The organism is Micromonospora sp. LZ34 (assembly GCF_052981855.1).
The window spans coordinates 14,688-38,758 of sequence record NZ_JBRIQN010000010.1; the positions used below are offsets into that span (position 1 = coordinate 14,688).

Annotated in this window: 25 protein-coding genes and 3 pseudogenes; 9 read left to right on the top strand and 19 right to left on the bottom strand. The window is 70.7% G+C overall.

Annotation, left to right across the window (positions count from 1 at the left end; all coding sequences use genetic code 11):
* Window positions 1-248: 248 nt before the first annotated feature.
* The 4 genes and pseudogenes from ACVCAH_RS13295 to ACVCAH_RS13310 all read left to right on the top strand — a co-directional run bounded on the left by ACVCAH_RS13295 (window position 249) and on the right by ACVCAH_RS13310 (window position 1,916).
* Entirely contained in the window at window positions 249-569 is a 321-nt protein-coding gene (locus ACVCAH_RS13295) for a hypothetical protein (RefSeq protein WP_447136413.1), read from the top strand.
* Between the two features lie 3 nt (window positions 570-572).
* Window positions 573-1,292 carry an IS6 family transposase gene (locus ACVCAH_RS13300; RefSeq protein ID WP_447136414.1) on the top strand — a complete coding sequence of 240 codons (720 nt, stop codon included), beginning with the start codon at window positions 573-575 and terminating at the stop codon, window positions 1,290-1,292.
* A gap of 63 nt (window positions 1,293-1,355) precedes the next feature.
* Window positions 1,356-1,559 (top strand): annotated as a pseudogene (locus ACVCAH_RS13305) (DDE-type integrase/transposase/recombinase); the annotation flags it as partial.
* A 231-nt stretch (window positions 1,560-1,790) separates the two neighbouring features.
* The gene (locus ACVCAH_RS13310; protein WP_447136415.1) at window positions 1,791-1,916 is read left to right on the top strand and encodes a hypothetical protein; all 126 of its coding nucleotides are present in this window, start codon (window positions 1,791-1,793) and stop codon (window positions 1,914-1,916) included.
* Between the two features lie 42 nt (window positions 1,917-1,958).
* Here ACVCAH_RS13310 and ACVCAH_RS13315 read toward each other — a convergent pair whose 3' ends face one another.
* The 7 genes from ACVCAH_RS13315 to ACVCAH_RS13345 form a co-directional block, all read right to left on the bottom strand.
* Window positions 1,959-2,981: a 2-hydroxyacid dehydrogenase gene (locus ACVCAH_RS13315; RefSeq protein ID WP_447136416.1), complete on the bottom strand. Its 1,023-nt coding sequence runs from the start codon at window positions 2,979-2,981 to the stop codon at window positions 1,959-1,961.
* 47 nt (window positions 2,982-3,028) lie between these two features.
* Entirely contained in the window at window positions 3,029-3,646 is a 618-nt protein-coding gene (locus ACVCAH_RS13320; protein ID WP_447136417.1) for a histidine phosphatase family protein, read from the bottom strand.
* Complete coding sequence (locus ACVCAH_RS13325) at window positions 3,643-5,127, bottom strand: FGGY-family carbohydrate kinase (RefSeq protein ID WP_447136418.1); 1,485 nt, start codon at window positions 5,125-5,127, stop codon at window positions 3,643-3,645. Before ACVCAH_RS13325 ends, ACVCAH_RS13320 begins: the two co-directional genes overlap by 4 nt.
* A complete protein-coding gene (locus ACVCAH_RS13330) occupies window positions 5,124-6,620 on the bottom strand; it encodes an FGGY family carbohydrate kinase (RefSeq protein WP_447136419.1) in 1,497 nt (498 codons plus the stop codon). Before ACVCAH_RS13330 ends, ACVCAH_RS13325 begins: the two co-directional genes overlap by 4 nt.
* A gap of 18 nt (window positions 6,621-6,638) precedes the next feature.
* Window positions 6,639-7,898 (bottom strand): sugar ABC transporter permease, encoded by a 1,260-nt coding sequence (locus ACVCAH_RS13335; protein ID WP_447136420.1) that lies wholly within the window; start codon window positions 7,896-7,898, stop codon window positions 6,639-6,641.
* Window positions 7,895-8,728, bottom strand: coding sequence for an ATP-binding cassette domain-containing protein (locus tag ACVCAH_RS13340; protein ID WP_447136421.1), 834 nt, complete (start codon window positions 8,726-8,728; stop codon window positions 7,895-7,897). Before ACVCAH_RS13340 ends, ACVCAH_RS13335 begins: the two co-directional genes overlap by 4 nt.
* 97 nt (window positions 8,729-8,825) lie before the next feature.
* A complete protein-coding gene (locus ACVCAH_RS13345) occupies window positions 8,826-9,902 on the bottom strand; it encodes an ABC transporter substrate-binding protein (RefSeq protein WP_447136422.1) in 1,077 nt (358 codons plus the stop codon).
* Between the two features lie 408 nt (window positions 9,903-10,310).
* Between ACVCAH_RS13345 and ACVCAH_RS13350 the strand changes: the two genes are divergently transcribed.
* The gene (locus tag ACVCAH_RS13350) at window positions 10,311-11,132 is read left to right on the top strand and encodes a DeoR/GlpR family DNA-binding transcription regulator (RefSeq protein WP_447136423.1); all 822 of its coding nucleotides are present in this window, start codon (window positions 10,311-10,313) and stop codon (window positions 11,130-11,132) included.
* Window positions 11,133-11,177: 45 nt separating this feature from the next.
* Here the strand turns inward: ACVCAH_RS13350 and ACVCAH_RS13355 are convergent.
* The 11 genes and pseudogenes from ACVCAH_RS13355 to ACVCAH_RS13405 form a co-directional block, all read right to left on the bottom strand.
* Window positions 11,178-11,373: pseudogene (locus ACVCAH_RS13355) on the bottom strand (hypothetical protein); the annotation flags it as partial.
* A 1-nt stretch (window position 11,374) separates the two neighbouring features.
* Window positions 11,375-11,946 (bottom strand): annotated as a pseudogene (locus ACVCAH_RS13360) (alcohol dehydrogenase catalytic domain-containing protein); the annotation flags it as partial.
* Between the two features lie 41 nt (window positions 11,947-11,987).
* The gene (locus ACVCAH_RS13365; RefSeq protein WP_447136424.1) at window positions 11,988-12,995 is read right to left on the bottom strand and encodes an ABC transporter ATP-binding protein; all 1,008 of its coding nucleotides are present in this window, start codon (window positions 12,993-12,995) and stop codon (window positions 11,988-11,990) included.
* Window positions 12,988-14,097 carry an ABC transporter ATP-binding protein gene (locus ACVCAH_RS13370; RefSeq protein ID WP_447136425.1) on the bottom strand — a complete coding sequence of 370 codons (1,110 nt, stop codon included), beginning with the start codon at window positions 14,095-14,097 and terminating at the stop codon, window positions 12,988-12,990. The genes ACVCAH_RS13365 and ACVCAH_RS13370 overlap by 8 nt, the downstream gene beginning before the upstream one ends.
* The gene (locus ACVCAH_RS13375) at window positions 14,094-14,915 is read right to left on the bottom strand and encodes an ABC transporter permease (RefSeq protein WP_447136426.1); all 822 of its coding nucleotides are present in this window, start codon (window positions 14,913-14,915) and stop codon (window positions 14,094-14,096) included. The genes ACVCAH_RS13370 and ACVCAH_RS13375 overlap by 4 nt, the downstream gene beginning before the upstream one ends.
* A gap of 83 nt (window positions 14,916-14,998) precedes the next feature.
* Complete coding sequence (locus tag ACVCAH_RS13380; protein WP_447136427.1) at window positions 14,999-15,928, bottom strand: ABC transporter permease; 930 nt, start codon at window positions 15,926-15,928, stop codon at window positions 14,999-15,001.
* Window positions 15,928-17,007, bottom strand: coding sequence for a LacI family DNA-binding transcriptional regulator (locus ACVCAH_RS13385; RefSeq protein ID WP_447136428.1), 1,080 nt, complete (start codon window positions 17,005-17,007; stop codon window positions 15,928-15,930). Before ACVCAH_RS13385 ends, ACVCAH_RS13380 begins: the two co-directional genes overlap by 1 nt.
* Window positions 17,008-17,035: 28 nt before the next feature.
* Window positions 17,036-18,565 carry an ABC transporter substrate-binding protein gene (locus tag ACVCAH_RS13390; protein ID WP_447136429.1) on the bottom strand — a complete coding sequence of 510 codons (1,530 nt, stop codon included), beginning with the start codon at window positions 18,563-18,565 and terminating at the stop codon, window positions 17,036-17,038.
* Between the two features lie 50 nt (window positions 18,566-18,615).
* The gene (locus tag ACVCAH_RS13395) at window positions 18,616-18,945 is read right to left on the bottom strand and encodes a hypothetical protein (protein WP_447136430.1); all 330 of its coding nucleotides are present in this window, start codon (window positions 18,943-18,945) and stop codon (window positions 18,616-18,618) included.
* Between the two features lie 21 nt (window positions 18,946-18,966).
* Window positions 18,967-19,929, bottom strand: a complete 963-nt coding sequence (locus ACVCAH_RS13400; RefSeq protein ID WP_447136431.1) for a DUF6772 family protein — start codon at window positions 19,927-19,929, stop codon at window positions 18,967-18,969.
* A 440-nt stretch (window positions 19,930-20,369) separates the two neighbouring features.
* A complete protein-coding gene (locus ACVCAH_RS13405; RefSeq protein ID WP_447136432.1) occupies window positions 20,370-20,834 on the bottom strand; it encodes a hypothetical protein in 465 nt (154 codons plus the stop codon).
* A gap of 119 nt (window positions 20,835-20,953) precedes the next feature.
* On the opposite strand from ACVCAH_RS13405, the gene yidD reads away from it, so the two are divergent.
* From yidD to ACVCAH_RS13425, 4 genes are all read left to right on the top strand, one after another.
* On the top strand, window positions 20,954-21,331 hold the full coding sequence (gene yidD / locus ACVCAH_RS13410) for a membrane protein insertion efficiency factor YidD (RefSeq protein WP_447136433.1): 378 nt from the start codon (window positions 20,954-20,956) through the stop codon (window positions 21,329-21,331).
* A 249-nt stretch (window positions 21,332-21,580) separates the two neighbouring features.
* A complete protein-coding gene (locus tag ACVCAH_RS13415; RefSeq protein ID WP_447136434.1) occupies window positions 21,581-21,739 on the top strand; it encodes a hypothetical protein in 159 nt (52 codons plus the stop codon).
* A gap of 146 nt (window positions 21,740-21,885) precedes the next feature.
* Window positions 21,886-22,389, top strand: coding sequence for an ATP-binding protein (locus tag ACVCAH_RS13420; protein WP_447136435.1), 504 nt, complete (start codon window positions 21,886-21,888; stop codon window positions 22,387-22,389).
* Window positions 22,390-22,452: 63 nt separating this feature from the next.
* On the top strand, window positions 22,453-22,977 hold the full coding sequence (locus tag ACVCAH_RS13425) for a DUF421 domain-containing protein (protein WP_447136436.1): 525 nt from the start codon (window positions 22,453-22,455) through the stop codon (window positions 22,975-22,977).
* A gap of 7 nt (window positions 22,978-22,984) precedes the next feature.
* On the opposite strand, the gene ACVCAH_RS13430 is transcribed toward ACVCAH_RS13425, so the two are convergent.
* Window positions 22,985-23,893, bottom strand: a complete 909-nt coding sequence (locus tag ACVCAH_RS13430; RefSeq protein ID WP_447136437.1) for an LLM class flavin-dependent oxidoreductase — start codon at window positions 23,891-23,893, stop codon at window positions 22,985-22,987.
* Window positions 23,894-24,071 lie beyond the last annotated feature (178 nt).

Below are 24,071 nucleotides of genomic sequence, written 5' to 3' on the forward strand. Positions count from 1 at the left end.
ATTCAGGAATGATCCGTCAGGCTTCACACGCGCACCGAGAATCATCGGGGATCGAGGCGTTTGGGCCTAGGAATCGGACGGGGTCCTCACCGGCACCGAAGGCACTGTCCTGTACACCATTCGGTCGGACGACGGTCCGGTCGGGAGTGTCAGACTTCATTGGAACGATCCTTTTGCCGGCGGGAACTCATGCGGTTCCTCCGTCACTCCTCAGGCGACGGACGATGAACCGGGCTTCTCGGTGGGGCATGGCCGGGGGCGACGGCAACGACGCCAGGGTCACCTTTTACCTGATGAAGGGAAACTGCAAGATCGGCCCCGACGGTGATGCCTACAGCAGGGACGGGCGAGTTCTAGCGCAGAACACCGCCGCACATACGCTGCCCGGCAGCGCCCGAATCGGCGGCGGTAAACTGGGCTTCTTCGAGCAGGCACGAGCCGACAAGTACAGGCGCGAACTCGAAGGGCTGCGACAGGAAATCAACGACCTGACAGTGCTGATGCACAAGCGGACGCAGTCCAGGCGGGTCTGTTGCATTGCCCGAGTCCAGGGATCGAGGCAGGCTTGACGGGTGCAGCGGTCGAGTCCTCGTCGTCCCTGGTCGCCGCCGAAGTCGGCGTTCACCGGGTTCCGGTTCCCCGCAGAGGTGATCGTCGTCGCGGTCCGCTGGTACCTGCGCTACAACCTCTCCTATCGGGACGTGGAGGAACTCCTGGCTGAGCGCGGTGTCGAGGTCGACCACGTCACCGTGTTCCGGTGGGTGCAACGGTTCACGCCGCTGCTGGCCGACGCGGCCCGGTTCGCCCGCCACTCCCCCGGTGATCGGTGGTTCGTCGACGAGACCTACGTCAGGGTCAACGGCGTGTGGCGCTACGTCTACCGCGCGATCGACCAGCAAGGGCAGGTCATTGACGTGCTCGTCTCGGCGCGCCGTGATGCCGCGACGGCCCGCCGGTTCTTCCAGCGGGCGCTGAAGGCGCTGAAGGTGACGCCCAGCGAAGTCGTCACCGACGCCGCCCCGGTCTACCCCGCCGTGCTCGACGACCTGATCCCCTCGGCCTGGCACCACGTCGAGCAGCACGCCAACAATCCGATCGAGGCCGACCACAGTCAGCTCAAGCACCGGTTACGACCGATGCGCGGGCTCCGGACCGACCAGAACGCACAAGTGATCATCGCCGGACACGCACTCATCCAGAACCTCCGCCGCGGACACTATGAACTCGGGCTCGACAATCAGCCCAAGCTCCGAGTCGCTTCGGCGTTCAGCGACCTCGCCCGGGTCATCTGACGCGGACCCGACCCGGGCGTTCCGCGTCTCCCGATCAGATAACGCAACGGCACCTACGTCAATAATCCGATCGAAGCCGATCACGGCCAGCTGAAACACCGGTTGAGACCGATGCGCGGACTACGAACGGACAAGACAGCACAGGTGATCATCGCCGGTCACGCGTTCATGCAGAACCTGCGCCGCGGACACTACGAACTCGCCGTCGACGTCCCGCCGGCAACGCGCGTGTCTTCGGCGTTCGCCGACCTCGCCCTGGCGATCTGACCGCGGACCCGACGCCGGTTCAACGTTTCCGTCGATCCCACAACGCAACAGCGCCGATCTTGTCCCGACGCACCAAGGACCTCACCGACCTTGCCGCCATATGGAGGCGGGCGGTCGAGGTGACCCGCTACTGACGCGTCGAGACCGTCCAAGCGGCGGTGATCGACTGCCGTCCTCAGCCCAGACCACCACGGGAGCGAACCCGGACGGCACCGCGTCCAAGGCCAAGACGTGCTCGACCCGGCCCTGGCGGACAAGGTGAGCAAGCAGGCCGCCGAGCTGCTCGCCGACTTCCCTCTCTACCCCGCCGCCGGCCTCGGCTACGGCGCCGACCGTCGAGCGGGGGAGCTGCGGTGAGTCCCACCGCAGCTCCCCCGCCCGTTCCGGTCAGCTCCGCACCTACGGGTTCGCGCAGTAGCGGAGCGGTTCGCCGCGCAGATAGCGGCCCACCTCGCCGGCAACGATGCGGGCCGCGTTCGCGGCGGTCTCCTTGCTGGCCCCGGCCAAATGCGGGGTCAGCACGATGTTCGGCGTGGAGAGCAGGCGGGAGCCGGCCGGGATCGGTTCCTCCGGGAAGACGTCGAAGGCCGCACCGAACAGGTGCCCGGCGTCGAGGGCGTCGCATACGGCGTCGTAGTCGAGCAGCGCGCCCCGGGCGCAGTTGACGATCACCGAACCGGCCGGCATCGCGGCCAGCTGCGCGGCACGGATCATCCCGGTGGTCTCGGGGGTGACCCGGGCGTGCAGGGAGACGATGTGCGACCGCAGCAGCAGGTCGTCGAGGGACGTCAACTCGGCGATCCCGTTCACCTGGTCGGCGGTGACGTAGGGGTCGTGCACCAGGACTCGCGCGCCGAACGCGTGGAGGATGCGGGCGACCCGGCTGCCGATGGCGCCGAAGCCGACCAGGCCCACCCTGCTGCCGCCCAGCTCCGGTCCGACGCTGTCGTAGCGGTAGTAGTCACCCCGCCAGGTGCCGTGGAGGAGGTCCTGGTGCGTCGACGCGATCCGGCGGATGGCGGCGAGGATCATGGCGACGGTGTGTTCGGCGGTGGCGGCCGCGTTGCGACCCGGCGCGGAACAGACGGCCACCCCCCGCTCGGTCGCCGCCTCGAGGTTGACGTTGACCGGCCCGCCGCGGCTGACGCAGACCAGCTCGAGGTCCGGTGCCGCCTCGAGCACCTTCCGCGTGATCGGGGCCATCTGCGTGACGCAGATGCGCACCCCGCGCAGCGCCTCGATCAGCTCGTCCTCGGTGCCGGACGCCTCGTGCACCTCTGCCACCGGTCCGAACGGCTCGACCGGCCAGGGCAGCGTCAGCTGCCTGATGTCGAGACCGTCGGGGACCTCGGCGCGTACGGCGTCGACGAGCAGACGGTTGAGCACGAAGTGGTCGCCGGCGGCGAGCAGGCGGACGCTCATCAGAGGATCTCCCAGGGTTGTCGCGGTTTCGGCGGACGGGACGTGGCTCACGCGACTTGCCGGGCGATCGGGGCGTTGAACTCGAGTACGGCGACCCGGTCACCGTCCAGCCGGATCTCGGTCAGGGCGCAGTTGCGGACGAACGGAAAGAGCCGGCGATACTCCCGCAGTGGCACCCTGAGCAGCTGGCACAGGGCCAGCCGGATCGCGGTCGTGTGCGCGACCACGAGCACCCGGCCGTCCGGATGCTCGGCCGCGATGTCGCACAGGCAGGCGGTGAACCGCTGCGCCGCGTGGGCCGGGTCCTCCCCGCCGGGCAGGTGGTCCGCGACCGGATCGGCGTGGAAGGCGTCCAGCGCCTCTGGGAACTGCTCCCGCATCTCCGCGCGGGTCAGCCCCTCGCCGTCACCGAAGTCCAGCTCGCGGAGGCGTTCGTCGGCCCACAGCGGCGTGCCGGCGGCCTCGGCGCAGGGCGCGGCGGTGAGCTGGGCGCGGCTCAGGGTGGAGGTCCAGACAGCGGACAATCCTGCCGTCGCGGCCCAGGCCGCCAGCTGCGCGGCCTGGTCGTGCCCACGGGCGGTGAGCGAGATGTCGCTGACACCGGCGTACCGGTTGTCCGCGTGCCAGACGGTCTCCCCGTGGCGGACGAGGACGAGGGTGGTCATAAGGCGGTCCTTTCCCGTGCGTGTGCGGCCGCAGCCGGTGCCAGCCAGCCCCGTTGCTCGAGCACCTCGACCAGCCGCAGATATCCCGGCGTGAACCGGTGGTGCGCTCCCTCGCGTGGCTCCACGACCGCCCGCACCCGCACCATGGCCGCCGCGACCTCGACCGGGTCCCGGTCGGCCGCCGCGGCGAGGATCGCCATGCCGAGCGCGGGCTCGGCGTTCTCCGGCAACACCACTGGCCGGCCGAGGATGTCGGCACGCAGCTGGTTCCAGTACCCGCTGCGGGTGGCGCCGCCGGTCAGCACCAGCTCGCCGTCCAACGGCGCGCCGAGCAGGTGCAGGTAGGCGAAGCAGAGCCGTTCCAGGTACGCGACCCCCTGCAGCACCGCTGCGAACCGGTCAGCCTCCCCGGCCGGCTCGCCGAGCAGGAACCCGCGGGCCTGGGGGGCCACGAACGGGAAGCGTTCCCCGGTGGCGACCAGCGGGTAGCACAGGACAGTCGCGGGCTCGTGGGACGTCGCCGCGCGGTTGAGGGCGTCGAGATCGGCGGCCGGGAAGTCGCGCGAGACGGCTCCCGCCCCGGTGCTGGACGCGCCCCCGGGCAGCCAGGTGTCGTTCGGGCCGCGGTGCGAGTAGACCACCCCGGCCGGGTCGTGGACCGGCTGCCGGGCCACGCCCTTGAGCACCAGCGTGGTGCCGAGCACTGAGTTCCAGCTGCCGACCCGCAGCGCCCCGGACCCGAGCTGCGCCGCGCACCCGTCGGTCATGCCGGCGAACACCGGGGTGCCGGCGGGGATGCCGGTCTGCTCGGCGGCGTCGGCGCAGACCGTGCCGAGACGGGTGCCGGACCGCACCAGCGGCGGCAGCAGCTCACCGGGCACGCCTAGCGCGTCGAGGACGGCGGCCGGCCAGTCGGCGTCGACCAGGTGGGCACCGGTCTTGAGCGCGTTACTCAGGTCGGTTGGCACCTCGTGCCCGACCAGGCGCCGGTTGATCACATCGCTCTGGTGCGCCAGCCGGTGCGCGTCCGCCGCGCCGGGGTGGTGCCGCAGCAGCCAGAGCAGCTTCGGCAGCGCCCAGGCGGGCTGCATGCGCTGGTACCCAAGCGCCGCCCAGGTCGCCGCGCCGATCTCGTTCACCCGCTCGACCTCGGCGGCCGCGCGGGAGTCGTCGTACATGACGCCCGGGGTCACCGGCTCGCCGGCCCGGTCCACCAGGAGCAACGTGCCGGAGGTGGCGTCCACGGCGACTCCCCGGACGCTGGCCGGTGCGACGTCGGCCAGCGCCGCCCGCGCCGCGGCGGACACGGCGGCCCACCACTGTCGCGGATCCTGCTCGTGCCGGTCGCCGTCGCGGTGGCTGGTCAGCGGCGAGCTGCCCATGCCGACCGCTATACCTCGGCCGGTGACGGCCAGGGCCCGCACGCTCTGCGTGCCGAGATCGAGCCCGATCCAGACGCCGTCGTCCTCCGGCCGGGTCACCCGTCCCCCTCCTCGCGCAGGGCCGCCAGCTGCGGCCACACCGTCGCCGCGTGCCGGCGCAGGCGGACGAACTCCCCGAGCAGGTCGGCGTAGCGCCGCGTCCGCACCGGGTCCGGCAGGAACGAGTCCTGGACCCGCACGTACGCGGCGACCGCGTCCTCCACCGTGGCCATCGCCCCGGTGGCCAGCTTTCCGACCACGAACGCCCCGCGGGCGCCGACCTCGGCGTCGGCGGTACGCCGCACGGGTACCCCGACCACGTCGGCGATGAGCTGCGCCCAGGTCGCGTTCACCGCGCCGCCGCCGCAAATCACCAGCCCCGTCGGCGTCACCTGCGAGGCGGCCAGGCAGTCGCGGATGACGAGGGTGAGCCCCTCGACGACGGCGCGGGCGATGTGCTCCCGGCCGTGCTCCACCGAGAGGCCGAACAGCATTCCCCGCGCCTGCGGGTCGACGAACGGCACCCGTTCGCCGGCCAGCGACAGGTAGGGCAGGAACATCAGGCCGCCGGCGCCGACCGACGCGTGGCCCGCCAGGTCGATCAGGTCTCCGGGGTGGTTCAGGCGGAGTAGCCCGCACGCCCAGGTCAGCACCTCGGTGCCGGTCAGCGTCGGCATGGCCCGCAGGTGTCGGCCCGGCACACCGAGCGCGACGGTCGCGCCGAGCGGCTCGTCCCCGAGCGACACCTCGTCGGTCACCACTTCGGTGCAGAGGGTGGTGCCGAGGACGCTGCACGCCTGGCCGGGGTGGACCGCGCCGGCGCCGATCGCCGTGGCGGCGATGTCGTAGGGGGCGATCACGACCGGCGTACCGGCCGGCACCCCGAGTTCGGCGGCGGCGTCGGCCCGCAGCGGGGCCACCCGTTCCGCGCCCTGCGCCACCGGTGGGAGCAGCCGCTGCGCCCAGGCCAGGTCGAACAGGTCGAACAGCCGCGGGGCGTACCGGCCGGTGCGCAGCTCCACGAAGGGCGCCGAGGCGTCCGACTCCTCCATCACGACGGCGCCGGTGAGCTGGGCGAAGAGCCAGCCGCCGCAGGTCAGTACGGCGGCCGAGCGGGCCAGTCGATCCGGGTCGTGGGTCCGCAGCCAGCTGAGGATCGCGTTGGGCAGGCCGGGGAAGGTCACCGAACCGTTGCGGCGGAACGCCTCGGGTAGCAGGCCGGCCTCGGACCAGCGCCGTACCACCGAGGCGGCCCGGCCGTCGTTCCAGAGCACGGCCGGACCGGTCGGGGCGCCGGCCGCGTCGACCAGCCAGCAGCCGTCGCCCTGCGCGGTGAGCGCGACGAACTCGATCTCACCGTGCAGCTGGACGCGGACGCCCCGGACCGCGCGGAACACCGCGTCCCGGACCTGGCGCATGTCCTGCTCGACCCAGCCGGACTTCGGCCGCTGCGCGATGGCCGGTTCCCGGACGACGACGGACGCCAGGCCGCTGTCGTCGTAGCCGACCGCCTTGATCATCGTCGTGCCGGCGTCGATGCAGATGGCTGCCACGATCTTTCCTCCTCCTGCTCAGCCCCGGCCGTGCGCCGCCCGGGACCGGCGTGCCACCGAGTCCAGCGTCACGGCGATCAGCAGGACGGCGCCAGTGACCATGAACCGGAACGACGAGTCCAGGTTCAGCAGGGTCAGCCCGCTGGAGATCGACTGGATCACCACGATCCCGAGCAGCGCGGCGAAGGCGTTGCCCCGGCCGCCGAAGAGGCTGGTGCCACCGATGACGGCGGCCGCGATGGCGTTCAGGTTGACGTCGCCACCCCCGCTGCTCTGGTTGGCCGCCGCGAGCCGGGCCGCGGCCAGGACGCCACCGATGGCGGCGAGCGTAGTGCAGACCATGAAGACGGAGGTGTAGACGGCCTTGACGTTGATGCCGGCGCGCCGGGCCGCCTCGACGTTGCCGCCGATCGCGTACACCGCCTTGCCGTACTTCGTCCTCCGGAGCACGTAGTGCATGGCCAGGACGAGGGCGAGAAACAGCACGAACATCCAGCCGACGCCACGGGTCTGCTGCAGGTAGGCGACGACCGCGCCAAGCCCGACGGCGAGCAGGATGCTGCGGACGGCGAGGTACTGCACCGAAGCGGCGGACAGCTGCGCGCGTCGCCGGGCGTGAGCGTGCAGGTAGCCGCTCAGGAACCAGGCCACGGCGCCCACACCGACCAGGGTGTACGACAGCCACGCCGGCAGGAAGGCCAGCTGCGCGAAGGTCACCAGACCGGAGTCGAACGGCAGGTTGATGGAGCCCTTGGCGCCGAGCACCCAGAGCTGGAGGCCGAGGAAGCCGAGCAGGCCGGCCAGGGTGATGACGAAGCTGGGGACGCCGAACCGGTTGAAAAGCTGGCCGTAGACCCAGCCCAGCGCGGCGCCCATGACGGCGGCCGCGGCGACCGCGAACCAGGCCGGCAGGCCGCGGTCGACGAAGAGCACGGCCATGACCGCGGCGGACAGACCGCTGACCGAGCCGACCGACAGGTCGATCTCGCCGACCAGAAGGATGAACACGACGCCAAGCGCGATCACGCCGACCGGTGCGATCTCCAGGGTGAGGTTCACCAGGTTGGCGCTGGACAGGAAGATCGGGTTGAGCGACTGCAGCACCGTCCAGATGACGACGAGCCCGGCCACCACGGGAAGGAACCCGAGGTCCCCGCTGCGTACCCGGTCAATGAAAGCGGTCACCGCCCCACCGACGCCGGTGTGCTGACGCAGCCGCTCGTCGTGCAGGTCGGTCGGGCCGGAAGGGGCCGGCGCGGCGGTGTGGACCTCGGTCACGGCTGAGTCCTCCCTTCGATGGTCGTGGTCGGCTGGGCGCGCCGCGCGCTACGTCGGGCGACGACGTTGTCGGTGGCGCCGGTGATCGCGGCGATGATGTCCTCGGGTGAGACCTCGTCCACCGCGAAGACCCCGTTGTTGCGGCCGAGCCGCAGCACAGCCACCTTGTCGGCGACGGCCTTCACATCCGCCATGTTGTGGCTGATCATGATGACGCCGTGGTCGCGCCCACGGAGCCGCTCGATGAGGTTGAGCACCTCGGCCGTCTGCGCCACGCCGAGGGCGGCGGTGGGCTCGTCCAGGATCACGATCTTGGGATCGCCCAGCAGCGAGCGGGCGATGGCCACGGTCTGCCGCTGCCCGCCGGAGAGCGAGGCGACAGGGATCCGTACCGTCGGGATCTTCGCGGACAGCTGCCGCAGCAGCTCCCACGAGCGGACCTCCATGGCCACGTCGTCGAGGCGCAGCCCGCGCAGTTCGTGGCCGAGGAAGAGGTTCTCGATCACGTTGAGGTTCTCGCACAGCGCGAGATCCTGGAAGACCGTGGCGATGCCGAGCTGGTGGGCGGCGGCCGGGTTCGGGATGGTGACCTCGTTGCCCTCGAACCTGATCGTCCCGGAGTCCGGAACGTGGACCCCGGAGAGGATCTTCACGAGGGTCGACTTGCCGGCGCCGTTGTCGCCGACGATCGCCACCACCTGGCCGGCGGCCACGTCGAGGTCGATGCCGGTCAGGGCGGCGACGGCGCCGAAGGTCTTGGTGATGCCGCGGAGCGACAGGACGGTGTCTGCCTCGGCTTCCGGAGGTTGGCTGGTCGGCGTTGGCGACATGGCGGTCCTTCGGGGACGGTGGGACGGTGGCTCCGCGGAGCGGGGCGATGGTGCGGGGTCGGCCCTCGTCACCGTGGCGACGAGGGGCCGGACCCGCCTACTTGATTCCGAGCTTGTCGCAGGCGGCCTTGTACTCCGCGGTACAGACGTCGGCTGCCTTCAGCGCGCCGTCCGGGCCGAACATCACCTCAGCGACGTTCTGCTGCGTCACGACCGTCGGGGTGAACAGCTTCGACGGGGTGTCGAACAGGGTGGTCTCGCCCGCCGGCTTGTCGCCCTGGACGAACTTGTACGCGATCTCCGCAGCCGCCTCGGCCACGATCTTGATCGGCTTCGAGATCGTGTTGTACTGGTCACCGGCGATGATGCGCTGGATCGCGGCCAGCTCCGCGTCGTTGCCGGTCACCGGCGGGACCTTCACGCCGGCGGCCTTGAACGCGGCGATCGCGCCGCCTCCGGTGCCGTCGTTGGCGGCCACCACACCGGCGACCTGGCCCGGGAACTGGGTGATCTGTCCGCTCACCCACTCCTGCGCCTTGCTCGGCTGCCAGCCCGGGGTGTCGTACTCGGCCAGCAGCTTGAACCCGCTCGAATCGACGGCCGAGTGGATGCCCTTCTTGATCAGGCCCGCGGCGGCGTCGGTCGGCGAGCCGTTGACCTCGAGGATGCCGCCCTGCGCGTTGGTCTCCTTGAGGTGGTCCACCAGCGACTGGGCGATGAGCGAGCCGATCTTCTCGTTGTCGAAGGAGACGTAGTAGTCGGCCTTCGCGTCCGGGATGGGCCGGTCGTAGGCGATGACTGGGACCTTCTGGGCCTGCGCCGACTTGACGATCGTGGCGGCGGCGGCCGAGTCGACCGGGTCGAGCACGATCGCCTTGACGCCCTGGGCGAGGACGGAGTTGGCCTGCTGCTGCTGCTTCGACGCGTCAGCCCCGGCGTTCTGGTAGAGCACCTCGCACTTGGGGCAGAGCTCCTTCACCTTGGCCTTGAACAGCGGAGCGTCGTACTGCTCGTAGCGAGTCGAAGCGATGTCCGGCATCAGGAACGCGATCTTCGCGTTCTCCGCGCCGCTGCCGGAGCCGCCGCCGGCGTCGTCGTCGGTGGGGGCACAGGCGGCGAGGGCGAGCAGCGTCGCGGAGACGGCGACGAGTGCCCGCAGGGGGATTCTCTTCATGACGCACTCCTCAAGTGGTCCGGCCGCACCCCGGTTGCGAGGGTGGTGGGTGCGTCCGGCGTCGGCAGCCATCCCGAACGGTCCGACAAGACCGTCCGCGACGACGGAGGTAGCTTGTGTTACGAACAGAACATCAGCGACTGCAGAGATGTCAAGCGCCTGACATAAACCACAACGTTGCTGTGATGTTCGAGGTCAACCCCCGCGCAGAACTCCAGTATTCGGGCGTATGTCGGCGCATAGGAGGGTGTTATCTTCTCATCAGAATCTCGCGGTGGTGTTACGCAGAGCGTCGCCCCAAGCGCGCGCCGGAGACGGACGCGGTAGGTTGCGGCATGCGCCGGCAACGCGGATCGGACCCCACCCACCCGACCGGACCGCTCGGCACCCACGACAGGAGGCAGCTCGGTGGCCCACGACGTCGCCAGCGTCAACACCCTGCCTGAGGCGGCCCCGCCGCTGAACCCCCGCGAGCGGCGCGAGCAGATTCGCCGGCGGGTCATCGACGAGGGCTTCGTCAAGATCGAAGACCTCGCCGAGGCGCAGGGCGTGAGCCTGATGACCATCCATCGCGACCTCGACGCGCTGCAGAGCGAGGGCTGGCTGCGCAAGGTGCGCGGTGGCGCGACCGCGCAACCGTCCGCCGTCCACCACGGCGACGTACGCCACCGGGTGCAGGCGATGGCGGCCGAGAAGCGGGACCTCGCCCACGCAACGCTCGAACTCGTCACCCCAGGCACCGCCATCATGATCGACGACAGCACCACTGGGCTGGCGGTCGCGGAGCTGCTGCCGAGCCGCGGCCCGTTGACCGTCATCAGCAACTTCCTGGCCGTGCTGAAGCTGCTCGCCGGTGAGCCGGGAGTCGACCTCATCGGTCTCGGCGGCGCCTACTACCCGGCGTACGACGCCTTCCTCGGCATGCAGACCACCGACACCATCCGGTCACTACGGGCCGACGTGCTGTTCATGTCCACCACTGCGGTGACCGACGGGCACTGCTACCACCAGTCACAGGAGACGGTGGCCGTCAAGCGCGCGCTGATGGAGGCCGCCAACCACCGGGTGCTGCTCATTGACCACAGCAAGTTTACCAAGAACGGGCTGCACCAGCTCGCGCCGCTGACCGCGTTCGACCTGGTCATCGTGGACGCCGGCGCGAGCGAATCCCAGCTCGCCCCACTCCGGGCCCAGGGCGTCCCCCTCAAGATCGCCGATCGCACCGCCTGAGGCCGGACTGACCGGCGGCGGACGCGGCTGCCGGGCAGCCGCGGGTTAGGCGAGCACGCTCTTGAGGTGATAGCGGTGCACCTCGGTGCTGCCCTGGACGTTGTTCACGTCCTCGACGACGGAGACCAGTTCCCAGCCTTCCCCGGCCGACCCGGTTGAGGTGCGCGATCGCGGTGTCCCCGTAGGCGGTCACGTCGGTGAGCCACCCGTCCGGGCCGTACCAGGCGAACGAGACGTGGAAATATGCCCAGACCGATTGGCCCGCACCCGGCGACCACCACCACGTCGTCGAAGGTGATGCCGCCGCGCTCGACGGCGTGCAGCGCACAGGACAGCGGCTCGGCGAACGCCGCGTGCGCCGGGGGCAGGTCCGGGGAGACCCGGTGCACCAGGGCACCGGCCGGGAACACTATGTACGAGCCATCGTACCGGGCGTGCGGCGCTTGAAACCGTAGATGTCGTGCGGGGCGCACATCCAGTACTGGCCGCGCCGGCAGTACCGGCACTCCCAGCAGGGCACGATCTGTTCGGAGACCACCCGGTCGCCGACCTCGACGCCCCACCGGGCGCGGGCCGCGTCGTCCAGGGCGACCACTTCGCCGACGAACTCATGGCCCGGCACCACCTGCGTCTCCGCCCACGCCGGACGCGTCCCGTCGCCCCAGAACTTGGGTCGCCCCGTGGTAGCCCTTCAGGTCGCTGGCGCAGATGCCGACGGCCTCCACCCGGACCAGCGCCTCACCGGGGCCGGGGACCGGCACCGGCACCTGTTCCAGTCGGTAGTCGCCGGGCCGTGGCAGACCACCGCTCGCATCGTTTCCGGCACGGGTCCTCCTCGCTGTCGTGGGGTGGGGGTCAGCCGGCGATTCCGTACCGCGCGTCGGCCTCGGCGAAGTGGCAGGCGACGTGGCGCCCGGTCGCCCGGTCGGTGAGTTCCGGCTCGACCTGAGCGCAGGTGGGCTGGGCCTTGAAGCAGCGGGTCCGGAACCGGCAGCCGGTGGGTGGCGCGAGCGGTGAGGGCACCTCACCGGTCAACACGATCTCCTCGGGCCGGTCGTGCCGCCAGTCGTTAACCGCCGGTGCGGCGGACAGCAGCGCCTGGGTGTACGGGTGGGCCGGCGCAGCGAACACCTCGTCGGTGGGGCCCTGTTCGACGAAGCGACCGAGGTACATGACCGCTACCGTGTCGGCGACGTGCCGCACCACGCCCAGGTCATGGGAGACGAAGACGTACGACACCCCGGTGTCGGCCTGCACGTCGCGCAGCAGGTTGAGGATCTGCGCCCGGATCGACACGTCGAGCGCGGAGACCGCCTCGTCGCAGACGATCACCTTCGGCCGTACGGCGAGGGCCCGGGCGATGCAGATGCGCTGCCGCTGGCCGCCGGAGAACTGGTGCGGTCGCAGCCCGCGCTGGCTGGGTCGCAGTCCGACCAGTTCGAGCAGCCGGTCGACCTCGGCGTCCCACCGCTCCTGCGGCACGATCCCCGGATGGATCTGCCAGGGTTCGCTGATCAGGTCGCGGACGCTCATCCACGGGTTCAGCGACGCGTACGGGTCCTGGAAGACCATCTGCACGTCCGGTCGCAACCGGCGGCGGGTGCCCCGGGAGGCGGTGGGCAGGTCCACGTCGCCGAGCAGCACCTGCCCGCTGGCTGGCGGAAGCAGTCCCACGATGGTCCGGGCCAGGGTGGACTTGCCGCAGCCGGACTCCCCCACGATGCCGACGGTGCTGCCGGCCGGCACGACCAGGTTCACCCCGGCCACCGCCCGCACCCGGCGGCCGCGGGAGAACAACCCGCCGGAAAGCCGGTAGTCGACGTGCAGGTCTCGCAGTCGCAGGACCGGTGTCCGCTCAGACATGTCCGCTCACCTCGCTGGCCTTGGGCAGGTTCGGGCCATCGCCGGCGAGTTCGTCGGCGAAGTGGCAGGCGCTGGCCCGGGCCGGCCCGACGGGCCGCAGCGCGGGCACCTCGGTTCGGCACCGGTCCCGTGCCATGGGGCACCGGGGGTGGAAGGCGCACCCGGACGGAACGGTGCGCGGGTCCGGCGGCTGGCCGGGGATGGCCTCCAGCGCCGCGCCCGGCCGGCGGCGGTCGGGCACCGAGCGCATCAGCCCCACCGTGTACGGGTGGGCGGGCCGGGTGAGGACCTCCCGGCTCGGCCCGGACTCGACGACCCGGCCGGCGTACACGACGGCCACCGAGTCGGCGGAGCGGGACACCACCCCGAGGTCGTGGCTGATCAGGATCATGGTGAGCCCGCGTGCCTGCTTGCGTGCCACCAGCAGCCGCATGATCTGCGCCTGCACGGTGACGTCGAGCGCGGTGGTGGGTTCGTCGGCGATGAGCAGTTGCGGCTGCAGCGACAGGGCCATCGCGATCATGACCCGTTGGCGCATTCCGCCGGAGAACTCGTGCGGGTACGACTGGGCCCGGCGTTCGGCGTCCGGGATGCCGACCTCGACCATCGACTCCACCGCGCGATCGCGTGCCTCGCGGCGGCCCAGCCCGGCCCGGCGCCGGAACATCTCGGCGATCTGGTCGCCGACCCGGATGCACGGGTTCAACGCGGACAGCGGGTCCTGGAAGATCATGCCGAGCTGCCGGCCGCGCAGCGGCTGCCATTCGCGTTCGGTCAGCCGGGCCACCGGTGTGCCGTCGAAGACGATGTCCCCGCCGCCGACGGTGACGCCGGACGGCAGCAGGCCCATCATGGACAGCGCGATGAGGCTCTTGCCGCTGCCGGACTCGCCAACGACCGCCAGCGTCGTGCCGCGCGGCACGTCGAGGCTCACGCCGCGGACCAGATCCACCGCGCCGGCGCCGTGTCCCAGGCTCAACCGCAGGTCGGTCAGGCTGATCAGCGATGCGGCGCCGGTGCCCGCGGGTGCGCCGGTGCCGGTCGGTGTGTGGGTGCCGGTCGGGGTGTGGGTGCCGCCGTCCGGCGGTCGGGTGTCGGTCACAGCGCCGCCCTCGGGTCGGTGTGGTCGCGGTAGGCGTCACTGACCAGGCCGACCGCCACGACCACTAGGGCGAGCGCCACCCCGGGCAGGGTCGAGATCCACCAGGCCGATGACAGGTAGTCGCGTCCGTCAGAGATCGTCGCCCCCCAGGACGCCTGGGTGACCGGTACGCCGAGGCCGAGGAAGCTCAGTGACGCCTCGGCCACCATGGCGAGTCCGATCTGCGCCGTGCCGGCCACCAGCAGCGGAGCCCAGCAGGACGGGAGAATGTAGCGGACCAGGATCCGCACGTGGCCGGCGCCCATAACCCGGGCGGAATCGACGTACTCAAGGCCGTGCACGGTGATCGCGGACGCCCGGACCACCCGGGCGAAGATGACCCATCGGGTCACCGCCAGGGCGATGATGATGTTGGTGAGGCTGGGTCCGAGCACCCCGGCGATGAGGATGGCCAGCAGCACGCTGGGGAAGGCCAGCTGCACGTCGCCGAGGCGGGAGATGAGCGTGTCGACCCAGCCGCCGAAGTAACCGGCCAGCAGCCCGAGCACCATGCCGACGAAGCCGCCGATCAGCACGGTGGCCAGACCGACGATCACGGACACCCGACTGCCGGCCAGGATCTGGGCGAGCAGGTCGCGGCCGAGCTGGTCGGTGCCGAGCAGCGCGACCCCACCGTCGGAGAGTCTCGCCCCCGGTGGGAGCAGCCGGTTGGGCAGGTCGGTCTCGGTGGCCGAGTAGGGCAGCAGCATCGGCCCGACGGCAGCGGCCAGCACGACGAGGCCGAGGAAGGTCAGGGCGATCCAAGCGCGGGGCGGCACCCGACGGCGTGTCGGCGCGGGGGGCGGTGCCGCAGGTGTTCCGGTGCCGGCCGGTGCCCGCTCCGGGGACACTGGGTTGAGTGTCATGACATGTGCTCCGGATTCAGCCGCGGATCCAGCTTGACGTAGAGGAAGTCGACCAGCAGGTTCAGCAGGACATAGGCGACGGTGATGGTCATGATGACCGCCTGCACCACGGAGTAGTCGCGGTTGGTGATTGAGTCGATCATCAGCGATCCGATGCCGGGCCAGGCGAAGACCACCTCGATGATCACCGCGTTGGCGATGAAGTTGCCGACCAGCAGCCCTAGCAGGGTGACCACCGGGATCATCATGTTGCGGACCACATGCCGGTAGAAGACCACCCAGCTGTCCACGCCCTTGGACCGCGCGGTGCGTACGTAGTCCTTGCCCAACTCCTCCAGCACGCCGTTACGCACCAGCCGGGCCAGCCAGCCGAGGAACGGCAGCGCCAGCGTTACCGACGGCAGCACCAGGGAGGCGACCGTTCCGTCGGCGGTCGCCGGCAGCACGTTCAGGGTGCGGGAGAAGACCAGGATCAGCATGACGCCGACCCAGAACGACGGCAGCGCCTGACCGAGCAGCGTGGGCACGGAGATCAGCCGGTCGATCCACGAGCCGGCCCGCCGCGCGCTGACCACGCCGAGCGGGAAGCCGACCGCGATCGTGATGAGCAGCGCGAACGCGGACAGTTGGAGGGTGGCCGGCAGCCGGTCGAGCACGTTGCCGAGGGCGTCGCCGCCGAGCCGCCAGGAGACACCGAAGTCACCCTGCAGGACGCCCTGCAGGAAAGTGACGTACTGCCGCAGCAGCGGCTCCTCCAGGCCGAGTTCCCGACGCAGCTCGGCGATGTCGGACTGGCTGGCCGACGCACCGAGGATCAACGCGGCCGGGTCACCAGGAGCGACCCGGACGACGAGGAAGACCACCGTCAGCGAGGCCAGGATGATCAGCACCGCCTGACCGAGCCGTTTCAACACGAACCTGAGCATCAGCTGCTCCCGCGGTCGGCGGCAGTGGAGTACCGGTGGGTGGAAGACGCCCGGACGATCAGTTCACCGGGGAAGTGGACCCTGGCCCGGGGCTCGGCGGACCCAGGCCGGCCGATCCGGGCGACGAGCTGGTCGACAGCTGCGGTGCCGACCTGTTGGGCGGGCAGCCGGACGCTGCTCAGCGCCGGGTTGAGGTACGCGGAGAACGGGTGGTCGCCGAAGCCGACGACTGCCACCTCGCCACCGATCATGCGGCCCGCCTCGGTGAACGCGCGGTAGACCCCGAGGGCGAAGTAGTCGTTGCCGACCAGGATCCCGGAGCGCGGCGGCACCTCGGCCACGAGGGCCCGGGCCAGCTCGTACGCCTCCGCCGGTTCCCACGGTAGGGTGCTCGCGGCCTGCCGGCGGGTCGGTACGCGCAGCACGCGTACCGACTCCGACGGCACCCCCCGTTCGGTGAGCGCCCGGTGGAACCCGTCCACCCGGGCGCTCACGGTGGAGATTTTCAGGTCCTCCTCCAGGAGGTAGACCCGCTCCACCCCGGTGTCGAGCAGATGCAGTGTGGCCTCGTAGGCGCTCTGCCCGTAGTCGATCCCGACCAAGTCGCAGTCGAGATCCGGCAGGTCCCGGTTGACCAGCACCATCTCGGTGCCAGCGGACACAAGCCGGCGCCAGTGATCGACTTCGGGCTGCACCGGCACCACCAACGCCCCGTCGACACCCCAGCGCATCATCGAGTCCACGGCCCGCAACTCGTTGTCGTGGTTCTCCTCGGAGACCATCAGCAGCACTGAGTAGCCCAGAGCGCTGCCGCGCTGTTCGATCGCGCTGATCATGCGGGAGTAGAACGGGTTCGAGGGGTTGGTGATGACCACCCCGATGGTCATGGCCTGACCAAGGACCAGTGACCTGGCCATGGTGTTCGGGACGTAGCCGAGCCGTTCCGCCTCGGCCTTGATCATCGCCCGGGTCTCCTTGCTCACGGCGCTCTTGCCGGCGAGCGCGCGGGAGACGGTGTTGACCGACAGGCCGACCGAGGTGGCGATGTCGTGCAATGTGACGCGCCGGGGTGGGTTCATGGTGACGTCGGCGATCTCCAGGGACCGCTCAGCCTCCCATCATCACTGTGGACAGATCCGGTTGGTTGCTGGGAACCGGCGTGAAGCCCTGCACCGTGTCACGTATCGCGTAAGCGGTGGTGATGGTCGCCGGGAAGATCCCGACGGCATCGTCCCAGATGCTCTTGCACGCCTGCGCGTACAGCGCTTTCCGCTCCGCCTGGTCCGACGAGCCGCGCGCCTTGGCAAGCAGGTCGTCCAGTGCCGGGTTGCGGTAGCCCATCCGGTTGGCCTGCGAGGTGTACAGCCGGCCGAGGGTGAAGTCGGCGTCGCCGGTGGTGACCGTGTTGGTCTGCAGCTCCATGTCCCAGTCGAGCTTGTTGAGCCGGGTCAGCCAGGCCGCCTTTTCGATCTGCTGGGCCTCGACCTCGATGCCCACCTTCGCCCAGCTCGCGATCATCGACTGGGCCAGCTGGGAGATCAGCGGTCCGCTGGTGGCGAACCACATCATCGAGGTCTTGAACCCGCCGGCCAGGCCGGCCTCCGCGAGCAGTTGCTTCGCCCGGTCCGGGTCGTAGGCGTACGGCTGCTGCGGCGCAGCGCCGAAGACTGTGGACGGGATCGGCGAGTCCATCACCGTGGCCGACTCCGCGTACAGGTCGCGGACGATGTTGTTGACATCCACGGCGTGCCACATCGCCCGGCGTACCCGGGGATCGGTGAAGGGCTTGCGGGAGCAGTTGAACCAGTTGAGGAAGTAGACGTAACTCGGCACCCGGTCGACCTTCACGCCGCCCTTGCCGGACACGTCGCGCACCTGGTCCGGCGGTACCGGCCAGAACGCGTCCACGTCCCCGGTCAGCAGCGAGGTGATCGCCGTGGAGGTCTCCGGGATGTACGGCAGGTCGATCGCCGGACTCTTCGCGGCCTCGCCCCAGTATCTGTCGGCCTTGACCAGGCTGAGCTTGGACGAGGGGGCGAACGCGTCCACCCGGTAGGGGCCGCTGCCGACCGGCTTGCGGAAGAACTCCGGGTCCTCCAGCCGGTTGCCCGGTGGGATGAACAGCAGGGTGAGGTTGACCAGCAGGGTGCCCAGCGGCCCGTCGGTGCGGACGGTGACAGTGGTCGGGTTGGTCGCCTCCGCCGACTTCACCGACGCCCAGAGGGCGGAGAGGTTGGTGGTCTTGCTGATCGCCTTCTTCATCGAAGCGACCACGTCGTCCGCGGTCAGCTTGGTGCCATCGTGGAACGTCACGTCGTCGCGCAGGGTGAAGACCCAGGTCTGCGGGTCCGGTCGGGTCCAGGATTTGGCCAGGGCTGGGGTGTAGGTGTCGCCCTTGCGGCGCACCAGCGTGTCGAAGATGAGCCGGCGCGCCATGAGCGCCGGCTCATCCACGGTCGTGTTCGCGCTGAGCGGGTCCAGATCGGTGATCGGCTGTGCGAAGCAGACCTGGAGGGCCGCCTTCGCCTTCTCCGCGTCGCCGCCCGCCACCCCGCAGGATGCCAGGAAGGCACTCGCCGCTCCGATGCCAGCGACTGTCAGGAAGCGCCGGCGGTTGATGGTGATGTCGTTGTCCATCGCCTTCTCCTCAGAAGGGGCCAGGCCATCGGCGAGCCGGAGGGGCGTCGTCAGGCCTTCAGCGCGAGATAGATCAGGGTGGGAACCTGGGTGTCCGCGTTGTCGCCGTGCACGGTGGCGCGCAGCCGCAGCCAGCCGCCGAACTCTCGGGTGGTCCAGGTGCACACCCCCGCCCCGTCGACGGTGGTGGTCGCCTCGTCAAGGTCACACCAGTACAGGCCGTCCGGGGAGACCTGGACGGTGCAGTCGACCCGCTGCACGCCGGCCGGCAGGTCGAGTACCCGCAGGAACCAGCGGGCCTCCCGGGCCCAGGCGACCTCGTACGGCTCGGTGACGTACTTCGGTCCGGTGATGCCGTCGCGCTCAAGAACCGCGGTCATGGAATGGTGCATGGAATTGGCCTACCAATCCGTCGAGATAAGGACGGAGTCGAGGTACACGAAATTGCGGACGTTCGTGTGCGTACGAACGCTGACGTAGAAGTTGAGCAGATTGTTCAGCGAGCCGTACTTTTCGCTGTACGGCGGGACCGGGACATCGGAGAGATCCATAATCCGGTCATTCACCTGAAGCTCGACGTTCTTCCGGGTTTTTGTGTCGATGACCCATCGCAGATAATGCCAGTTGACCTTTGTCGGCACCTCGTTGTAGCACAGTTCCTGAGGCTCGCCCACCGGGCTCCAGTCGGCCGGGTCGGGAGCAGTGAAGTCCGCCGTGCGAGGGAGCTTGAGCTTTCCCTCGAAGTGCTCGCGCGGCGTCGGCTCGGGGACCGTGGGGTAGACCCACTGCCGGGTCAATTTGTTGTCCAGGTCGGTGTTCAGGTAGCGCATGACGGTGTGGTACCGGGTGCCGTCACAGATATCGGTGGCAACGGTGAGCGCACCGAACTGGGTCTCGGAGGGGTGGAAGTTGGCGTCCCACCCACTGCTGCCGGCCTGCTCAGCGGCGCGATTCTCGGCCGATGCCGCCTCCGCGTTATAGGAGAAGTAGGTCTCGAACTGCACCTTCCCGCGTCCGGCCATGGTCAGCCGGCGGATGGCCACACCGGTGTGGCCGGTGACCGGCTTGGTGGCCACCTTCAGCGCGTAGGTCCCGGACATGGCCCCGTGGGTGCCGATGTCGAAGAAGTTGCACGCGCTCAGCTGCGGCGGCCGGAAGTCGCGCATGTGGTCGTCGACGACGGAGAGGTCACCCTTCTGGTCGTGATTGCCGATCAGTTCTGTCCAGCCATGGTGGCCGGTGTTGAAGTCATCGTGGCAAAGGATTCTGGGCAGCGGGTTGAATCGGGACAGCCGCACATCCGAAGCCAGATTCGCCCGCCGGATCTGCTCGCCGATGTCAACGGTTTCAGGTGCCTGGGTCACGCTAACTCCGCTCGTCACCATTAACGTTCATGTAGAACCGCCGTCTCGGGCGGCAACATTAACGTTGAGATTGCTGTCAGGTTACGGGCGACCCACAGGGGTGTCAAGGGATCGGAAATGTGGAGACCGAGCCGTGACAGGCCAAAGAAGTCACGGTCGAGCACATCACCCGGACGGCGCGTGAGCAGCTCGCCCGACTTTTGGACGGGTGTCGGTTTCGTCCCGGCGCTGGTCTGCGGAAACGGTAGCCGCCCGCGACCACATGGGGAGACCAGGGTTCGGGATCAGCGTCGGCTGACCCCGAACCCCCGACCCACCCACCGGAGCCCGGTACCCGCGTGACTTGCGGCGGGTCCCGTGGCGGACGCTCCTAGCGACCGCGGCGGACATCCCGGGGGCGGGTGGCAGGGGCGCACGGCGATGGCCCAGTGGTCGTTCGCTCAGCCCCGGACGGGTCGGGTCGCCCGGGCGTAGGACCAGGTCGTCGCCGTCAACAGTCCAAGCACGACGATCCCGAGCAGGCCGTGCTGCCACCGCCAGCCCACGCCGAGGCCGACGAACCCGTCCGCGGCCATGACGACCGCGCCGGCGCCGGCCGAGGCCATCGCCCCGGCGAGCGCCAGCAGCATCAGCACCCGGGGCACCCGGCGTCCCAGGCTGGTCACCGTGGCCAGGGCGAGCAGGGCGCCCAGCAGGCCGGTCGCGACCGCGAGCCACTGCGCCAGGGCCACGTCCATCAGGTCGCGGGCGTAGCGCTCGTGCTCCTCGGCGGGCACGACCGGTCCGCCCGGGAACCCCAGTCTGCCCTGCGCCGCGAAGACGGCCTTGCCGGCGGCGTAGCCGAGGAACAGCACCGCCATCGCGTATCCGGGCCAGCGCACCTGCCGATCGGATCTGATTGCCATGCCCCGACCGTAGGTGCCGGGTAGCCGGCAACCGTCCCGCGGCGGAGGGAACCCGCTCCCCGAGCGGAGGGAGACCGCACGGCGGGCAGCGGGTGGCGGCGGTAGCGGATCCTGTACGCATGTTCAGGCGCATCCGGGCACAGGCCCGGGAGAACCGCCGGCAGTCAACCCGGTTCTCGAAGTCGAAGAACCCCGACGGCTGCTGCGACTGCTGCGACCTCGGACTGTTCTCCACCCTGCTGACGCTCGGCTCGATCGCGGCGGCGAGGACCCGGGCGCCGGTGCTGGACCGGGCGGGGGTGGCGGCCATCCAGGGCTACCGCCGATGGCTGTCGCCGCACTGGCCCGGCCGGTGCCGGCTCACGCCGACCTGCGGACCGTACGGGTTGACGGCACTGCAGCGGTACGGGTTGGCGGTGGGTGGCCGGATGGCCGCCGACCGGGTGCGCCGGTGCCGCCCGGGGGTGCCGCGCGGCACCCACGACCCGGTGCGCTGAAGCGGTCGGTCACTCGGCGACGACGAGCGCCTGCGGGGCGGCCTGCTTCATCCGGGTACGCAGCCACTTCAGCTGGATCGCCGTCTCCCCCGCGCACCGTGGTTGAAACCGGTGGCACCCGACGGAAGGGGACGACCCGCCCACCCGACCCGGTTCGCGGCAACCGGGTTTGCCCCCTGCGAGCCCGGGAAGCCGGCGGGTTCGACGGCGCGAGGTGCGCCTCGCGCCGTGCTCGAGAGGGAGGTTGACATGGCTGATCGGACTCAGCTCCACGACCTGCGCCAGCGCGCCCACGACGCGGGTATCCAGGGCAACTCGAAGATGACCGAGGGCCAGTTGCGCGACGCCCTGAAGAAGGTCGGGAAGGGCACCGACCCGCAGGCCGCCAAGCGGCAGGCCCGCGGCTGACGCGCGGACGGCGGCGCCAGCACCGCGGGCGCTGGCGCCGTCGGCGTTGGCGGACCCGCCGGCGGTGGCCGGAGCCGCGGTCTCGGACGAGCTGCTTGCCATCGCGCAACGGTCGCGCCCGGGCGCAACCCCCGTATCCTGCCCGTATGCGGCCTGGGCAGGGGGAAGGCGCCGACCTGACGGACGGCGCGCCGGTGGGGAACCGGTCGGTGCCGCTGTGGGCGGGTGCGTTCACCGCCGAGACGGCGACCGAGGTACGCCACGCGCTGACCCGCCACGTCACGGAGGCGGGACTCGCCGGTGACGACGCCGAGGACTTCGTCCTGGCCGTGCACGAGCTGGTGACCAACGCGGTGCGGCACGGCGGCGGGTCGGGCCGGGCCGAGCTGCGCCGCCAGGACGACGCGCTGGTGTGCGAGGTGCACGACCGCGGCGCCGGCACGGACGCCGACGCGGTGCAGCTGCCCGCGGCGGACGTGCCCGGTGGGCGCGGCCTGTGGCTGGCCCGCGAGCTGACCGGCGGGCTGATGCTGACCCGGCGTCCGGACGGCATGACCGCCACGGTGAGCGTCTGCCTGACCGTCGGAGACCGGTCCGCGTCATCGGCGACGCCGGCCGGCGCCGACCCGGCGGGACCGCCGCACCCCTGACCGTCCGCTCGGGCAGCGGCCGCCGCCGGGGATTGCGCACCGGCCGGGCGGGTAGGTGCCGCCGTGACCGACTGGGAAACCGTGTTCCGCCCGGACACGCCGCTGCCGGAGATCTTCGCCCGGGGCAGCGTGATGTACCTGTCGCTGTTCGTCCTGCTCCGGGTCATCCTGAAGCGGGAGAGCGGCACCACCGGCGTCACCAACCTGCTGGTCATCGTGCTGCTCGCCGACGCCGCGCAGAACGGCATGTCGGACGACTACCGCTCGGTCACCGACGGGGTGCTCCTGGTCGCGGTGATCATCGGCTGGTCGTACCTGCTGGACGCGCTGGCCTACCGGTGGCGGCTGGCGGCCCGGCTGATCCGGCCCAGCTCGCTGGTGCTGGTGCGGGACGGGCGGATCCTGCGCCACAACCTGCGCCGGGAGTTCATCACCGACGAGGAACTCCACGCCGAGCTGCGGGAACAGGGCATCGCCGAGCTCAGCGAGGTACGCGAGGTCCGGATGGAGCCCGACGGCCAGTTCAGCGTCATCACCGCCACCGGCGACAAGCCGCGGAAGAAGTCGGGCCGACGCGGCGCGATGTGAGACTCCGTCAGCCGGCGCGGCGAGCGCGCTCCGCGGCGACCAGTTCCCGGGTGGCCGGGGCGACCTCGGCCGCGAACCGCTGGATGGTGGCGGCGTCGTCGGCGGCGAGGATGAAGGCGCTGACCCCGTGGTCGAGGGTCAGCCCGGCGAGGTCCTCCGCCCACTGCTCCGGCGGCCCGTCCAGCAGCGCCCGTCCGGTCTCGGCGAACCGTCCGGCGATGTTGAGCAGCCGGCGTACCGCCGCGGGCTCGCGCCCGGCGGTGGCGGCGCTGTCGTCGACGACCCGGTTCATCCCCTCCAGGTCGACCGGCCCACCCGGCAGGTACGCCAGGCTGGGCAGCCAGCCGTCCGCGAGCCGCCCGGTCAGCCGCAGCATCCGCGGCTTGTACGCGCCCACCCAGACGCCGATCCGGTGGGCCGGCGCCGGTCCCCGCTTGGCGCCGTTGACCTGGTAGTACTCCCCCTTGACCCGGACCGCACCGGGCTGGTCCGCGGCCCAGACCGCACGGATGACCTCGATCGCCTCGCCCAGCGCGCCGATCGCCTCGCCCGGGCCGAGTCGCCGGCCGCCCATCGCCTCGATGGCCTCCCAGAACGCGCCCGCCCCGATGCCGAGCTCGAACCGGCCGCCGCTGAGCAGGTCGAGGCTCGCGGCGCTGCGGGCGAGCACCGCCGGCTGGCGCAACGGCAGGTTGATCACGTTGCCGCTGAGCCGGACCCGCTCGGTCCGCGCGGCCACGTAGCTCAGCAGGGTCCAGGTGTCGTGGAACCGGGGCTGGTACGGGTGGTCCTGGAAGGTGACCAGGTCGAGCCCGGCCCGGTCGGCCACCACGGCGAGGTCGACGGCCTGGTGGGCGGGGTGCGCGGTGGGCGTGATGAAGGTGCCGAACATCAACTCGTGTCCGTAGTCGGTCATGACGCCATCCTCGCCCGCGGACCCGTCGCGGCGGGCCGGCATGCCGGGGACCTGGGCACCGCCCGCCCGCGCGGCTCCGCGGGCCCGGGCCCGCCCCCGTCCCGCGGCGGGTTTCGCCCGGGCGGCCCCGGGAAGTCGACCGGGACCTGCAGCGGGCACCCGGAGGGATCACCATGCG

Excerpts from the sequence above, each read along its gene's own strand:
- ACVCAH_RS13295 (WP_447136413.1), top strand. The coding sequence starts at position 249 with ATGGCCGGGGGCGACGGCAACGACGCCAGGGTCACCTTTTACCTGATG.
- ACVCAH_RS13315 (WP_447136416.1), bottom strand. The coding sequence starts at position 2,981 with ATGAGCGTCCGCCTGCTCGCCGCCGGCGACCACTTCGTGCTCAACCGT.
- ACVCAH_RS13320 (WP_447136417.1), bottom strand. The coding sequence starts at position 3,646 with ATGACCACCCTCGTCCTCGTCCGCCACGGGGAGACCGTCTGGCACGCG.
- ACVCAH_RS13340 (WP_447136421.1), bottom strand. The coding sequence starts at position 8,728 with ATGTCGCCAACGCCGACCAGCCAACCTCCGGAAGCCGAGGCAGACACC.
- ACVCAH_RS13345 (WP_447136422.1), bottom strand. The coding sequence starts at position 9,902 with ATGAAGAGAATCCCCCTGCGGGCACTCGTCGCCGTCTCCGCGACGCTG.
- ACVCAH_RS13365 (WP_447136424.1), bottom strand. The coding sequence starts at position 12,995 with ATGTCTGAGCGGACACCGGTCCTGCGACTGCGAGACCTGCACGTCGAC.
- ACVCAH_RS13380 (WP_447136427.1), bottom strand. The coding sequence starts at position 15,928 with ATGCTCAGGTTCGTGTTGAAACGGCTCGGTCAGGCGGTGCTGATCATC.
- ACVCAH_RS13385 (WP_447136428.1), bottom strand. The coding sequence starts at position 17,007 with ATGAACCCACCCCGGCGCGTCACATTGCACGACATCGCCACCTCGGTC.
- ACVCAH_RS13390 (WP_447136429.1), bottom strand. The coding sequence starts at position 18,565 with ATGGACAACGACATCACCATCAACCGCCGGCGCTTCCTGACAGTCGCT.
- ACVCAH_RS13395 (WP_447136430.1), bottom strand. The coding sequence starts at position 18,945 with ATGACCGCGGTTCTTGAGCGCGACGGCATCACCGGACCGAAGTACGTC.
- ACVCAH_RS13405 (WP_447136432.1), bottom strand. The coding sequence starts at position 20,834 with ATGGCAATCAGATCCGATCGGCAGGTGCGCTGGCCCGGATACGCGATG.
- yidD (WP_447136433.1), top strand. The coding sequence starts at position 20,954 with ATGTTCAGGCGCATCCGGGCACAGGCCCGGGAGAACCGCCGGCAGTCA.
- ACVCAH_RS13415 (WP_447136434.1), top strand. The coding sequence starts at position 21,581 with ATGGCTGATCGGACTCAGCTCCACGACCTGCGCCAGCGCGCCCACGAC.
- ACVCAH_RS13420 (WP_447136435.1), top strand. The coding sequence starts at position 21,886 with ATGCGGCCTGGGCAGGGGGAAGGCGCCGACCTGACGGACGGCGCGCCG.
- ACVCAH_RS13430 (WP_447136437.1), bottom strand. The coding sequence starts at position 23,893 with ATGACCGACTACGGACACGAGTTGATGTTCGGCACCTTCATCACGCCC.